Genomic DNA, 13,230 nt, shown 5'->3' on the forward strand with positions numbered 1-13,230 from the left:
GCGCCATCCGGCCGTTGCCCCATGAACAAGCTGCTCATGCATCCGGCGACCAAGCCGGTCATCTTCCTGTTGTGTCTTTTGCCGTTCGCGCGGCTGGCCTACGGCGCCTTCACGGACGGGCTCGGCGCCAATCCGGCCGAGTTCCTGATCCGCGCCACGGGCGACTGGACGCTGCGCTTCATCTGCATCGTGCTGGCGGTGACGCCGCTGCGCGTGATGAGCAAGTGGAACGCGCTCGCGCGCTATCGCCGCATGCTGGGCCTGTTCGCGTATTTCTACGTGGTGCTGCACCTGCTGTGCTACAGCTGGTTCGACATGGGCTTCGAGTGGGGCGACATCGCCAAGGACATCGCGAAGCGGCCGTTCATCCTTGTGGGATTCACCGCTTTCGTGCTGCTGACGCCGCTCGCGGCCACCTCGTTCAACCGCGCGATCAAGGCGATGGGCGCGAAGCGCTGGCAGATGCTGCACAAGCTGGTGTACGTGATCGCGGGGCTCGGGCTGCTGCACTTCTTCTGGATGCGCGCGGGCAAGAACAACTTCGCCGAAGTGTTCGTCTACGTGGCGATCATCGGCGTGCTGCTGGCTTGGCGCGTTTGGGATTTCGCGAGCAAGCGCAAGGCAAAGGCAACCGCGGCCGCAACGGCGCGCGGCGGCAACAAGCCGCTGCGCACCGGCTGACCGCCGGGCGAGGACAGGTCAGCCGTCGATCTCGGCGCGCAGCTGGTCTTCCATCGTCTCGCGGCGGCGGATCAGCTTGGCGGCCGCGCCGCTCACCAGCACTTCGGCGGCACGACCGCGCGTGTTGTAGTTGCTGGCCATGCTCATGCAATACGCGCCGGCCGACAGCACGGCGAGCAGGTCGCCGGCCACCACGTTGAGCGTGCGGTCGCGGCCGATCCAGTCGCCGCTTTCGCAGACCGGGCCGACTACGTCGTAGACCGGTGCGTCGCCGGCGCGGGTGCGCACCGGCACGATGCGCTGGAAAGCCTGGTACATCGCGGGCCGCGGCAGGTCGTTCATGGCCGCGTCGATGATGCAGAAGTTCTTGTCTTCGCCGGGCTTGGTGTAGAGCACCTCGGTCACGCACACGCCCGCGTTGCCGACCAGCGAACGGCCGGGCTCGATGACCAGCTTGCGCTGGCCGAAGCCGCGGGCGTCGAGCTTGGCGAGCAGCTGCTGCCAGAGCGCATCGGCCTTGGGCGGCACTTCGCCGTTGTAGTCGATGCCCAGGCCGCCGCCGAAGTCCAGGTGATGGATCGGCACGCCGGCCGCCTCGATGGCCTCGACGAGGTCGAGCACGCGGTCGCAGGCATCGAGATAAGGCGAGGCTTCGGTGATCTGCGAGCCGATGTGGCAGTCGATGCCGACGACCTCGAGGCCCGGCAGTCTTGCGGCGTGGCGGTAAGCCTCGACAGCGCGGTCGTGCGCGATGCCGAACTTGTTGCCCTTGAGGCCGGTGGAAATGTAGGGATGCGTCTTCGGGTCGACGTTCGGATTGATGCGGATGCTGATCGGCGCACGCTTGCCTTCGGCGGCGGCGACTTCGCTCAGCACGTCGAGTTCGGCTTCGCTCTCGACGTTGAAGCAGGCGATGCCGGCGGCGAGGGCCTGGCGCATCTCGGCGCGGGTCTTGCCGACGCCCGAAAAAATGATCTTCTTCGGATCGGCGCCGACGGCCAGTACGCGCGACAGCTCACCGCCCGAGACGATGTCGAAGCCGCAGCCCGCCTCGGCGAACACGCGCAGCACGCCGAGCGACGAATTGGCCTTCATGGCGTAGCAGATGAGGGCATCGCGACCTTCGAAGCCGCGCTGGTAGGCGGCCAGGGCGTCGAGCATCCACTGCTTCGAGTAGACGAAAAGGGGGGTGCCATGTTCGCGAGCCAGCGCGTCGAGCGCGACGCCTTCGACGTGCAGCGCGCCATCGCGTTGTGCGACGTGGGGTTGGCCGGGCAGGGGAGAGGACGAAGAAACGCTGCCGGTCATTTGCGGGTTCCGGTGCTGTCGTTGGTGCTGTTGGTGGTGGCACTGCTGGCCGGGGCGGCCGGCGCGGGCGTGGTGTTCGTGCTCGACGTGGAATCCGATCCGCCCGGGGTCAGCAGCTGCGGCAACGTCGCCCGCTGGGCCGCGGCGGGATCGGTCGGGAGGTACAGGGCTCCCTTCTGGCCGCAAGCGGCCAGACCGGTGGTGGCTGCGGCGAGGCAGACCATGAGCGCAGCGCGGACGCGGGTGCTCACTAGAATTTGGCGAACGTTCAACATAGCGAAATTGTAATGACCGACATTGAGTACATGGACCGCGCCGAAGCCGCGCTCGCCGCCATCGAGGAGGGCTGCGACCGCATCAACGACGCGACCGATGCCGACATCGACAACCAGAGGGTTGGCGGGATGATCACGATTTCATTCCAGAACGGCAGCCAGTTGATCGTGAATCTGCAGAAGCCCCTGCACGAAATCTGGTTGGCCGCGCGTTCGGGCGGCTATCACTACCGACACGACGGCAAGGCCTGGGTGGATACCAAGACCGGCGAAGAGTTCTTCGGCAACCTTTCGCGCGAAGCCACCCTGCAGGCCGGGCAGCCGCTGGAATTCGCGGCCGCCTGATCCACTGCGTCAGTTCCTGAAGAGATCGAGGATGCGGCTGCGCTCCTCGGGCGGGGCCGGCGGGCTGACCGGTGCGCCGGTCAGCGCTTCCACCGGCGCCACGGGCGCGGCCTCCACGCCCAGGGTCGCCACGCCGCGGCCCGGCGCGTAGTCGTCGTAGTACCACTCGCCGCCCACGTTCACGATGCCCGCTGGCGGTGCCGTCGCGATATCGGTCACCGGCACGCCCTTGATGGCGGTTTCCATGTAGTTGATCCAGATCGGCAGGCTCAGGCCGCCGCCGGTCTCGCGGTCGCCCAGGTTGCGCGGCGTGTCGTAGCCGATCCACGAGATGGCGGTCATGGTGGGCTGGAAGCCCGCGAACCAGGCGTCGAGCGAATCGTTGGTGGTGCCGGTCTTGCCGTAGAGGTCGGGACGCTTGAGCATCGCCTGTGCCTTGGCGGCGGTGCCGGCGCGCGCCACCGACTGCAGCAGCGTGTCCATGATGAAGGCGTTGCGCTGGGGAATGGCGCGCAGCGACTCGTTGAGCAGCGGCGGCTGCTTGTCGACCAGCACCTTGTCCTTGTGGTCGGTGATGCGGGTCACGAGGTAAGGATTGACGCGGTAGCCGCCGTTGGCGAACACCGAATAGCCCACCGCCATCTGCATCGGCGTGACCGAGCCCGCGCCGAGGGCCATGGGCAGGTAGGCGGGGTGCTTGTCCTTGTCGAAGCCGAAGTTGGTGATCCACTCCTGGGCATAGCGCGTGCCGATGGACTGCAGGATGCGGATCGACACCAGGTTCTTCGACTTCATGAGCGCGGTGCGCATCGACATCGGGCCGTCGTAGCCGCCGCCGTAGTTCTTCGGCTCCCAGGGCTGGCCGCCAGTGGTGCCCGCGTCGAAGAAGAGCGGGCCGTCGTTGATGACGGTGGCGGGGGTGAAGCCCTTCTCGAGCGCCGCTGAATAGATGAACGGCTTGAAGCTCGAACCCGGCTGGCGCCAGGCCTGCGTCACGTGGTTGAACTTGTTCTTGCCGAAATCGAAGCCGCCGACCAGCGCCTTGATGGCGCCGTCGCGCGGGTCCATGGCAATGAAGGCGCCTTCCACTTCGGGCAGCTGGGTGATTTCCCAGGTGTTCTTGGGCGTCTTCACCACGCGGATCACCGCGCCGCGGCGGATCTTGATGTTGGGCGGCGCCTTGTCCGAAAGGCCGGACTGCGCGGGCTTGAGGCCCTCGCCGGTGATCTGCACCGGATCGCCGTTGGCGCGCACCGCGTCGATCTGCTTGGGCGTGGCCTTGAGCACCACGGCGGCCATCACGTCGCCGTTGTCGGGGTGGTCGCTGAGCGCGTCATCCACCGCTTCGTCGATGTCCTTGGCGTCGTTGGGCAGGTCGACGAACTTCTCGGGGCCGCGGTAGATCTGGCGGCGCTCGTAATCCATGATGCCCTTGCGCAGCGCCTTGTAGGCCGCGGCCTGGTCGGCCGCGACCAGCGAGGTGTAGACCTTGAGGCCGCGCGTGTAGGTGCTGTCGCCGTATTGCGCATACATCAGCTGGCGCACCGTTTCGGCTACGTACTCGGCATGCAGGCGGTTCGGATCGGCGGCATCGCGCAGATGCAGTTCTTCCTTCTTGGCTTCGGCAGCCTGTTCGGCGGTGATGAAGCCGGCTTCCTGCATGCGGTCGATCACGTAGAACTGCCGGCCGCGCGCGCGCTGCGGGTTGTTGACCGGATTGTTCGCGCCCGGGGCCTTCGGCAGGCCGGCCAGCATGGCGGCCTGGGCGATCGTGAGTTCCTGCAGCGGCTTGCCGAAATACGCTTCCGACGCGGCTGCGAAACCGTAGGCGCGGTTGCCGAGGTAGATCTGGTTCAGATAGATCTCGAAGATCTGGTCCTTGGTCAGCAGGTGCTCCAGCTTGAAGGTCAGGAGCACTTCGTAGACCTTGCGGGTCAGCGTTTTCTCGGAGCTCAGGTAGACGTTGCGCGCCACCTGCATGGTGATGGTCGAGGCGCCCTGGCTCTTCACCCGGTTCAGGTTGGCCAGGCCGGCGCGGACCATGCCCTTGTAGTCGACGCCGCCGTGGTCGTAGAAGCGCGAGTCTTCGGCGGCCAGCACGGCGTCTTTCACGACCTTGGGAATGGCCGAGATGGGCGTCAGGTTGCGGCGTTCCTCGCCGAATTCCCCGATCAGCGTGCCTTCGGCGGAGAAAACCCGAAGCGGCAGCTTGGGGCGATAGTCCGACAGTTCGCTGATGTCCGGCAGGTTGGGATAGGCGACCGCCAGAGCCACCGCCACTACGCATAGGACCGACAGCACGCCGGCCGCGGCAATGCCGAACCCCCAGAAAAAGAGGCGCAGCAGCCATCTCAGCCAGGCTGGGCGTTTGGGGGGAGGGGTCTTGGCTGGCCCTTTGGGGCTTGAAGTTTTTTCTTGCATGGAGGGCCGAGGAGTCACCCTGCATTATAAAAAGCCGCTCCCTTCGAACCATCCGATCTTTGTTACCCTCGCCACGCGCTAATTCAAAAGTTACAGAATGCGGCTTTGCCGTCAGCTTTTGACAACGCTCGGGAACTTTGCCCCCTGGCGTCGCTTGGTTGCCGCTACGCCTGCTGCTAGCATGCAACCGAACGCAAATTTTTCCATTGGTTACAAATACAGGGGAAAAGGGACCTCACTTGGCTTCTCTTGGATCATTGTTTCGTCGTCAGAACGCTCCCCTGCTGGGGTTGGACGTCAGTTCGTCCAGCGTCAAGCTGGTCGAGCTCGGCCGTGAGGCCAGCGGCAAGCTGGTTCTGGAACGCTGTGCCATCGAGCCCCTCGAGCGTGGCTGGATCACTGACGGCAACGTCGAGAAATTCGACGAAGTCGCCGAGGCCGTGCGCCGCGTCATCCGCAAGAGCGGCACGCGCACGCGCAACGTCGCACTCGCCTTGCCCCCTTCGGCCGTAATCACCAAGAAGATCATTCTTCCGGGCGGCATGAGCGAGCAGGAGCTCGAGATTCAGGTCGAATCGGAAGCCAACCAGTACATCCCGTTTTCGCTGGATGAAGTGAGCCTCGACTTCTGCGTGACCGGCCCGAGCATGACGTCGGCCGGCGACGTGGAAGTGCTGATCGCCGCCTCCCGCAAGGAGAAGGTCCAGGATCGCGAAGGCTTGGCCGAGGCGGCCGGGCTGAAGGCGATGATTCTGGACGTCGAGTCCTATGCCTCGCGTCTCGCTACGGCACGGCTGATCGAGCAATTGCCCGGCAAGGGCGTCGATGCCGTCGTCGCGCTTTTCGAAGTGGGCGCTTTCACCACCAGCATGCAGGTGCTGCGCAACCAGGAAGTGCTGTACGACCGCGACCAGGCATTCGGCGGCGCGCAGTTGACCCAGCTCATCGTTCGGCAGTACGGCTTTTCCGCGGAAGAAGCCGAAGCCAAGAAGCGCAGCGGCGACCTGCCCGATGACTACGGCTCCGGGGTGCTCAAGCCTTTCGTGGAAAGCATCGCGCAGGAAATCGCGCGCGCGCTGCAGTTCTTCTTCACGAGCACGCCGCACAACCGCGTGGACTATGTGCTGTTGGCCGGCGGCTCTTCGTCGCTGCCGGGGTTGACCAACGCGGTGACGCGCCAGACCTCGTTCGCCTGTTCCCTTGTGAATCCCTTCGACGGCATGGACTTCGGCCCGAACATCCGTGAAAAGAAGGTGCGGCGCGAAGCGCCTTCGTACCTGACCTCGTGCGGGCTCGCCATGCGGAGATTTCTGCAGTGATTCTGATCAATCTGCTTCCGCACCGCGAAGCCGCTCGAAAGCGGCGGCGCGAGGCGTTCTATGGAACCTTGGGTGCGGCAGCTCTCCTGGGCGTGCTGATCTCCGGCTTGGGGTACCTCTGGTACGAAGCCCAGATTTCGGCGCAGCAATCGAAAAACAGCTTTCTCCAAGCCGAGATCAAGAAGCTGGAAGTCGAGATCAAGGAGATCTCGACCTTGCAGGAAGAAATCGCAGCCCTGCGCGCACGCCAGCAGGCGGTCGAAGACCTGCAGGGCGACCGGAATCTCCCGGTGCACCTCTTCAATGAACTGGTGCGGCAGTTGCCCGACGGGGTCTACCTCACCAGCATGAAGCAAGACAACCAGATCGTCACGCTGCAAGGCATGGCGCAGTCGAACGAGCGGGTGTCCGAATTGCTGCGTAACCTGGGTAACAACAGCCCTTGGTTGGTGAAGCCTGAACTCGTCGAAATCACTTCCGCGAATGTCAGCTTGAGCCAGCGCGACCAACGGCGTGTTGCCAATTTCACGATTCGCATCGGCCTGAAGCGCCCCACCGACGCCCAGAAGGCGGCCGCCGACAAGGCATTGGCGACCGCCACGGCGCAATCCAAGGGGTAACCGATCATGGCAAGCAAACGATCCTTACCCAAAGTGGATGTCGGCGTTGCACTGCAGCGCTTCAGCGAGCAATTTCGCGGACTCAATCCGAACGATCCCTCGGTGTGGCCGGCCGTGCCGCGGTATGCGCTCTGTCTGGCGGTGACCGCCTTCGTGCTGGTTGCCCTGTGGTTCGTCTGGCTGACCAATTCGAATGACGAACTCGAGGCCGAGCGCGGCAAGGAAGTCACGCTCAAGGCCGACTACCAGAAGAAAGTCGCGCAGGCGGCCAACCTCGACCTGCTGAAGAAGCAGCGCGAACAGGTGCAGCAGTACGTGACCCTGCTCGAGAAGCAGCTGCCCAGCAAGGCGGAAATGGACGCGCTGCTGTCAGACATCAATCAGGCCGGACTTGGCCGCAGCCTGCAGTTCGAACTGTTCCGGCCCGGCCAGGTGGTGGTCAAGGACTACTACGCCGAATTGCCGATCGCGGTCCGTGTCACCGGCAAGTACCACGACATGGGCGCCTTTGTCGCCGATGTCGCTGGCCTCTCGCGCATCGTCACGCTGAACGGCGTGACGATCACCCCCCAGAAGGACAAGGACACGCTGACGATGGACGCCACGGCGCGCACCTTCCGCTATCTCGACGACGACGAGCGGGCCGCCCAGAAGCGCGCTGCCGCGCCAAAGGCGAAGAAATGAAAGTCGCCGTCAAAGTCTTGGTGGTCGTGCTGATCGCCGCGGGCCTGAGCGCCTGCGATTCCGACCAGGAAGACCTGCAGCGCTGGATGGCCGAGCAGCGCGCCCAGGTGAAGCCTTCGGTGCCGCGCATCACGGAACCCAAGAAGTTCACGCCGCAGACGTACACCGAGGCGTCCTCGTTCGAGCCCTTCAACATGCTGAAGCTGACGCAGGCGCTGCGCCGCGAATCGAACCAGCCGAGCACCTCGGAACTGATCGCGCCCGAGCTGGCGCGCCGCAAGGAAGCGCTCGAAGCCTTCCCGCTCGACTCGATGGCAATGGTCGGCAGCATGAACCGCAACGGCCAGCCGGTGGCGCTGGTCCGTGTCGACAAGCTGCTCTACAAGGTGCGCGTCGGCGAATACCTGGGACTCAACTACGGGCGCATCACCCGTATCAACGAAACCGAAGTCGGCTTGCGCGAAATCGTGCAGGACGCCGCCGGTGAATGGATCGAACGCGTAGCCACGCTGCAGTTGCAAGAGAGTGCGAAATGAACCAGAAAAAATCAACGATGGCACAGTGGCTGCGCGCTGCCGGGCTGGGTCTGCTGACCTTGAGCGCCTGGGCCGTGGCTCATGCGCAGAACGCGATCGAATCCGTGACCAGTTCGACGCAGTCCGGGGCGGAAGTGATCCGCATCGATCTCGCGCAGCCACTCACCGCGGTGCCGGCGGGCTTTGCCGTTCAGACGCCTGCGCGCATCGCGCTTGATTTCCCCGGCGTCACGAATGCCATCGGACGCTCCGCGATCGAAGTGAACCAGGGCAACCTGCGCTCGGTCAATGTGGTGCAGGCCGGCGATCGCAGCCGCGTGGTGCTGAACCTGAAGCAGGCGACGGCTTACAAGGCTGAAATTCAAGGCAAGTCGCTACTGGTCGTGCTCGAGCCCGTGGCCGGCGCGGCATTGGCAGTGTCCGCCGCCACCACCTTTGCCGAGAACCGCAACCGCGACACGCTGCCGCTTCGGGATGTCGACTTCCGCCTCGGTTCCGACAATACGGGCCGGGTGATCGTCGATCTGCCGAACAACCAGGTCGGCGTCGACGTCAAGCAACAGGGCAAGAACCTCGTCGTGGAGTTCACCAAGTCGACCTTGCCGGAAGGCCTGCGCCGCCGCCTCGACGTGGCGGACTTCGGCACGCCGGTGCAGATGATCACGTCGCAGCAATCGGGTGATCGCGTGCGCATGACCATCGAGGCCAAGGGTGACTGGGAGCACAGCGCTTACCAAAGCGAAAACCAGTTCGTGGTCGAAATGCGGGCCCGCAAGGTCGATCCGACCAAGCTGACCCAAGGCGCCGGCTACAACGGCGAAAAGCTCTCGCTGAACTTCCAGAACATCGAAATCCGTTCGCTCCTGCAGGTGATCGCCGATTTCACGAATTTCAACATCGTGACCTCGGACTCGGTGACCGGTGCGCTGACGCTGCGCCTGAAGGATGTGCCCTGGGACCAGGCGCTGGACATCATCATGCAGGCGAAGAACCTCGGCATGCGAAAGAACGGCAGCGTGCTGTGGATTGCGCCGAAGGATGAAATCAATGCCAAGGAAAAGCTCGAATTCGAGGCCAAGGCGACGATCGAGAACCTTGAGCCGCTGCGGACCCAGTCCTTCCAGCTCAACTACACCAAAGCCATTGCGATTGCGCAAGGTTTGACCGGCACGGGTGCTTCGGCAGGCGGTGGCGGAGGGGGCGGCGGCGGAGGCACGACTTCCCGCATCTTGAGCCCTCGTGGCAGCGTGATCGCGGAATCCCGCACCAACCAACTGTTCGTATCGGATATCCCATCGCGGCTCGCACAAATCGCGGACTTGATCCAGAAACTGGACATTCCGGTTCGGCAAGTGCTGATCGAAGCCCGCATCGTGGAAGCCTCAGACACCTTCGGCAAATCACTGGGTGTCAAGCTGGGCGGTGGCGTGATCAACCGAAACAACTCATTCGGTACCTGGCCCTCCGTTACTGGAGGGGGGACGACGTCAACATCGACGTCGACCGGCAGCACCACGACGCAGACCTCGACCACCACGAGCCCCACCGTCACCTTCGGCTCGCCGACCAGCAGCAACTTCATCAATCTGCCGGCCGGCGATGCGGGCGGCACGGGTAACTCGGCGGGCTCCTTCGCGTTCTCGCTCTTCAATTCGAGCTTCTCGCGCATGCTGAACCTCGAAATCTCCGCGCTCGAAGCCGACGGCAAGGGCAAGCTGGTATCCAGCCCCCGCGTCATCACGGCCGACCAGACGAAGGCGTTGATCGAGCAGGGCGAAGAAATCCCGTATCAGCAGGCGACGTCCAGCGGTGCGACCTCCATTTCGTTCCGCAAGGCCGTGCTGAAGTTGGAAGTGACCCCGCAGATCACGCCCGAGGGCAATATCATCCTGACCCTGGACGTGAGCAAGGATGCCCGCGGCGTCAACACTTCCGCGGGCCCGGCCATCAACACCAAGCACGTGCAGACCGAGGTGCTGGTCGAGAACGGCGGCACGGTCGTCATCGGTGGTATCTTCGAACTCACCGAAACCAATGACGAATCGCGCGTGCCGGTGCTGGGTGAAGTGCCCTACCTGGGGGCACTGTTCCGCAAGCGCGAACGCGTTGCCAACAAGACTGAAATGCTCGTCTTTATCACCCCGAAGATGATTACCGACCGCAACGCCGCGCGCTGACGCGCGGGCGTAGCAGCCACCGCGTGGCGGTCGCACTCGTCGGCTTGCCCGGCGCCGGAAAATCCGCAGTGGGCCGGCGCCTGGGGATGCGGCTGGACCTTCCATTCGTCGACACCGATCACGTGATCGAGCACCGCATTGGCTGCTCGATCCGTGACTATTTCGACCGGGAAGGGGAAGCCGCCTTCCGAGACCTCGAACAAACCGTGATCGCCGACCTGGCGGCCAACGCTCAGGGCGTGCTGGCCACCGGCGGCGGTGCGGTGCTGCGGGAGGCCAACCGCAATCAGCTGCGCGATCACTTCCATGTGATCTACCTGCGCTCGTCGCCGGAGGACCTGTTCCGGCGCCTGCGCCACGACGTCAAGCGCCCCTTGCTGCAAGTGGCCGATCCGTTGGGCCGACTGCGCGAGCTGCATGACGCGCGCGACCCGTTCTATCGGGAGACGGCCCATGACGTGGTCGACACCGGCCGGCCGTCCATCGCCATGCTGGTGAACATCATCGTCATGCAGCTCGAACTGGCCGGGATCGTCGAGCCCGGCGCCCACCCGGAAGAGCCCGGCGACTGAGCCGGCACCGGCCGCAGCGCCTAAACTCGCTGCCATGTCCTTGTCCGTACTTTCCGCTCCGCCAGAACGCGTCGACATCCAGCTCGGCGACCGCAGCTACCCGATCCTGATCGGTGCCGGCCTGCTGGACGATCCCGCGAGCTTTGCCGCCACGCCGGCCGCGGCTTCCGCCCTGATCGTCAGCAACACCACGGTGGCTCCGCTCTACGCGAAGGCGCTGCTAGCCGCGCTGGCCGGCCGTTTCCGCACCGTGCATCTGCTCGAGCTGCCCGACGGCGAGGTGCACAAGAACCTGCAGACCCTGAACCTGATCTTCGACGACCTGCTGGGCCACGGCAGCGACCGCAAGACCGTGCTGTTCGCCCTCGGCGGCGGGGTGGTGGGCGACATGACGGGCTTCGCCGCCGCCAGCTACATGCGCGGCGTGCCTTTCGTGCAGGTGCCGACCACTTTGCTGGCGCAGGTCGATTCCTCGGTTGGCGGCAAGACGGCCATCAACCATCCGCTCGGCAAGAACATGATCGGCGCCTTCTACCAGCCGCAGCTCGTGGTCTGCGATCTGGGCACGCTGCAGACGCTGCCGCCGCGCGAACTCAGCGCGGGGCTGGCGGAAGTCATCAAGTACGGCCCGATTTACGACATGGCTTTCTTCGACTGGATCGAGGCCAATATCGAGGCGTTGACCGCGCGCGAGCCGGCCGCGCTGGCTCACGCCGTCAAGCGCAGCTGCGAGATCAAGGCGTTGGTCGTCGGCCAGGACGAGCGCGAGACCGGCCTGCGCGCCATCCTCAATTTCGGCCACACCTTCGGGCATGCCATCGAGTCGGGCCTGGGCTACGGCGAGTGGCTGCACGGCGAGGCGGTCGGCTGCGGCATGGTCATGGCGGCCCATCTGTCGCAGCGGCTCGGCGGCGTCGACGCCGCGTTCGTCGAGCGTCTCACGCGGCTGATCGAACGCGCCGGCCTGCCGACCGTCGGACCGGCCCTCGGCGCGGAGCGCTACCTGGAGCTGATGCGCGTCGACAAGAAATCGGAAGCCGGCGAGATCCGCTTCGTGGTGATCGACAAGCCCGGCTCGGCCGTGGTCCGCAGCGCACCTGACGCGCTCGTGCGCGAAGTGCTCGCGCAGTGCTGCGAGGGATGAGCCTCGCGGCCTATGCCTGCCAGCCCGCGCAATCGCGCGGCAGGCGCCATGCGGAGCCGCCCGCGCCCACGCGCGACGCCTTCCAGCGCGACCGCGACCGCATCGTGCATTCCACGGCCTTCCGGCGGCTGGTCTACAAGACGCAGGTTTTCCTGAATCACGAGGGCGACCTGTTCCGCACGCGGCTCACGCATTCGCTGGAGGTCGCGCAGTTGGGGCGCTCCATTGCTCGGGCCCTGCGCATCAATGAAGACCTGGTCGAGGCGATTGCCTTGGCCCACGACCTGGGCCACACGCCTTTCGGCCATGCCGGCCAGGATGCGCTCAATTCCTGCATGGCCGGCCACGGCGGCTTCGAACACAACCTGCAGAGCCTGCGCGTGGTCGATGCACTGGAGCACCGCTATCCGCAGTACGACGGCCTGAATCTCAGCTTCGAGACGCGCGAAGGCATCCTGAAGCACTGCTCGCGCGCCAATGCTGAGCGGCTGGAAGCGGTCGAACCTAACGGCGTGGCCCGGCGTTTCCTGGACCGCACGCAGCCCGGCTTGGAGGCGCAGTTGTGCAACCTGGCCGACGCCATCGCCTACAACGCGCACGACATCGACGATGGCGTGCGCTCCGGGCTGATCACCGTTGAGCAGCTCGGCGAGGTGGAGCTGTTCGAGCGCTACCGCCGGGAAGCGCTCGCCGAATATCCCGAACTGCAGGGCCGCCGCGTGCTCTACGAGACCATCCGGCGCATGCTCAGCGCGCAGGTCTACGACGTGATCGACGCGACGCGCGCGGCCATCGAAGCCGTTGCCCCGACCGACGCGGACGCCGTGCGCCACGCCCCGCCGCTGGTCGCCTTCAGCGAGACGATGCAGGCGCAGTCCGAGGAACTCAAGCGCTTTCTCTTCCGCAATCTGTACCGCCATCCGCAGGTCACGCAGACCACCGACCAGGCGCAGCAGGTGGTGCGCGAGCTGTTCGATGCCTACCTCGAACGCGGCGGCGAGATGCCCGCTTCGTATGCCGACCGCCGAGACCGGCCCCGGGCCGTCGCCGACTACATCGCCGGCATGACCGATCGCTTCGCCGTGCGCGAGCATGAAAGGCTCACCGGGCGGCGGGGTATCGCGTGAACCCGGCTGTGCGTCCCCGCG

Annotated in this window: 13 protein-coding genes; 10 read left to right on the plus strand and 3 right to left on the minus strand. The window is 65.1% G+C overall.

Annotation, left to right across the window (positions count from 1 at the left end; genetic code table 11):
* Nucleotides 1–21: 21 nt before the first annotated feature.
* Complete coding sequence (locus L3V85_RS08740; RefSeq protein ID WP_237678923.1) at nt 22–681, plus strand: sulfite oxidase heme-binding subunit YedZ; 660 nt, start codon at nt 22–24, stop codon at nt 679–681.
* Nucleotides 682–699: 18 nt separating this feature from the next.
* Here L3V85_RS08740 and lysA read toward each other — a convergent pair whose 3' ends face one another.
* Nucleotides 700–1,989: a diaminopimelate decarboxylase gene (gene lysA / locus L3V85_RS08745; protein ID WP_237678924.1), complete on the minus strand. Its 1,290-nt coding sequence runs from the start codon at nt 1,987–1,989 to the stop codon at nt 700–702.
* Entirely contained in the window at nt 1,986–2,240 is a 255-nt protein-coding gene (gene lptM, locus L3V85_RS08750) for an LPS translocon maturation chaperone LptM (RefSeq protein WP_423838537.1), read from the minus strand. The genes lysA and lptM overlap by 4 nt, the downstream gene beginning before the upstream one ends.
* A 36-nt stretch (nt 2,241–2,276) precedes the next feature.
* On the opposite strand from lptM, the gene cyaY reads away from it, so the two are divergent.
* Nucleotides 2,277–2,609, plus strand: a complete 333-nt coding sequence (gene cyaY, locus L3V85_RS08755; RefSeq protein WP_237678926.1) for an iron donor protein CyaY — start codon at nt 2,277–2,279, stop codon at nt 2,607–2,609.
* A 9-nt stretch (nt 2,610–2,618) separates the two neighbouring features.
* On the opposite strand, the gene L3V85_RS08760 is transcribed toward cyaY, so the two are convergent.
* Nucleotides 2,619–5,030 carry a penicillin-binding protein 1A gene (locus L3V85_RS08760; RefSeq protein ID WP_237678927.1) on the minus strand — a complete coding sequence of 804 codons (2,412 nt, stop codon included), beginning with the start codon at nt 5,028–5,030 and terminating at the stop codon, nt 2,619–2,621.
* 239 nt (nt 5,031–5,269) lie between these two features.
* Between L3V85_RS08760 and L3V85_RS08765 the strand changes: the two genes are divergently transcribed.
* Genes L3V85_RS08765 through L3V85_RS08800 form a run of 8 tightly spaced genes read left to right on the plus strand, consistent with a single transcriptional unit; the run spans nt 5,270 to nt 13,209 of the window.
* Nucleotides 5,270–6,349, plus strand: a complete 1,080-nt coding sequence (locus tag L3V85_RS08765; RefSeq protein WP_237680530.1) for a pilus assembly protein PilM — start codon at nt 5,270–5,272, stop codon at nt 6,347–6,349.
* Nucleotides 6,346–6,969 carry a PilN domain-containing protein gene (locus tag L3V85_RS08770; protein WP_237678928.1) on the plus strand — a complete coding sequence of 208 codons (624 nt, stop codon included), beginning with the start codon at nt 6,346–6,348 and terminating at the stop codon, nt 6,967–6,969. Before L3V85_RS08765 ends, L3V85_RS08770 begins: the two co-directional genes overlap by 4 nt.
* A gap of 6 nt (nt 6,970–6,975) precedes the next feature.
* Nucleotides 6,976–7,653, plus strand: coding sequence for a type 4a pilus biogenesis protein PilO (locus L3V85_RS08775; protein ID WP_237678929.1), 678 nt, complete (start codon nt 6,976–6,978; stop codon nt 7,651–7,653).
* Nucleotides 7,650–8,189, plus strand: a complete 540-nt coding sequence (locus L3V85_RS08780) for a pilus assembly protein PilP (protein ID WP_237678930.1) — start codon at nt 7,650–7,652, stop codon at nt 8,187–8,189. The genes L3V85_RS08775 and L3V85_RS08780 overlap by 4 nt, the downstream gene beginning before the upstream one ends.
* Nucleotides 8,186–10,366 carry a type IV pilus secretin PilQ gene (gene pilQ, locus L3V85_RS08785; RefSeq protein ID WP_237678931.1) on the plus strand — a complete coding sequence of 727 codons (2,181 nt, stop codon included), beginning with the start codon at nt 8,186–8,188 and terminating at the stop codon, nt 10,364–10,366. The genes L3V85_RS08780 and pilQ overlap by 4 nt, the downstream gene beginning before the upstream one ends.
* 23 nt (nt 10,367–10,389) lie before the next feature.
* Complete coding sequence (locus tag L3V85_RS08790; protein WP_237678932.1) at nt 10,390–10,938, plus strand: shikimate kinase; 549 nt, start codon at nt 10,390–10,392, stop codon at nt 10,936–10,938.
* A 34-nt stretch (nt 10,939–10,972) separates the two neighbouring features.
* Nucleotides 10,973–12,082 carry a 3-dehydroquinate synthase gene (aroB, locus tag L3V85_RS08795; RefSeq protein ID WP_237678933.1) on the plus strand — a complete coding sequence of 370 codons (1,110 nt, stop codon included), beginning with the start codon at nt 10,973–10,975 and terminating at the stop codon, nt 12,080–12,082.
* Complete coding sequence (locus L3V85_RS08800) at nt 12,079–13,209, plus strand: deoxyguanosinetriphosphate triphosphohydrolase (RefSeq protein WP_237678934.1); 1,131 nt, start codon at nt 12,079–12,081, stop codon at nt 13,207–13,209. The genes aroB and L3V85_RS08800 overlap by 4 nt, the downstream gene beginning before the upstream one ends.
* The last annotated feature ends 21 nt before the right edge of the window (nt 13,210–13,230 follow it).

It is taken from the genome of Variovorax paradoxus (genome assembly GCF_022009635.1).
GTDB lineage: Bacteria > Pseudomonadota > Gammaproteobacteria > Burkholderiales > Burkholderiaceae_C > Variovorax.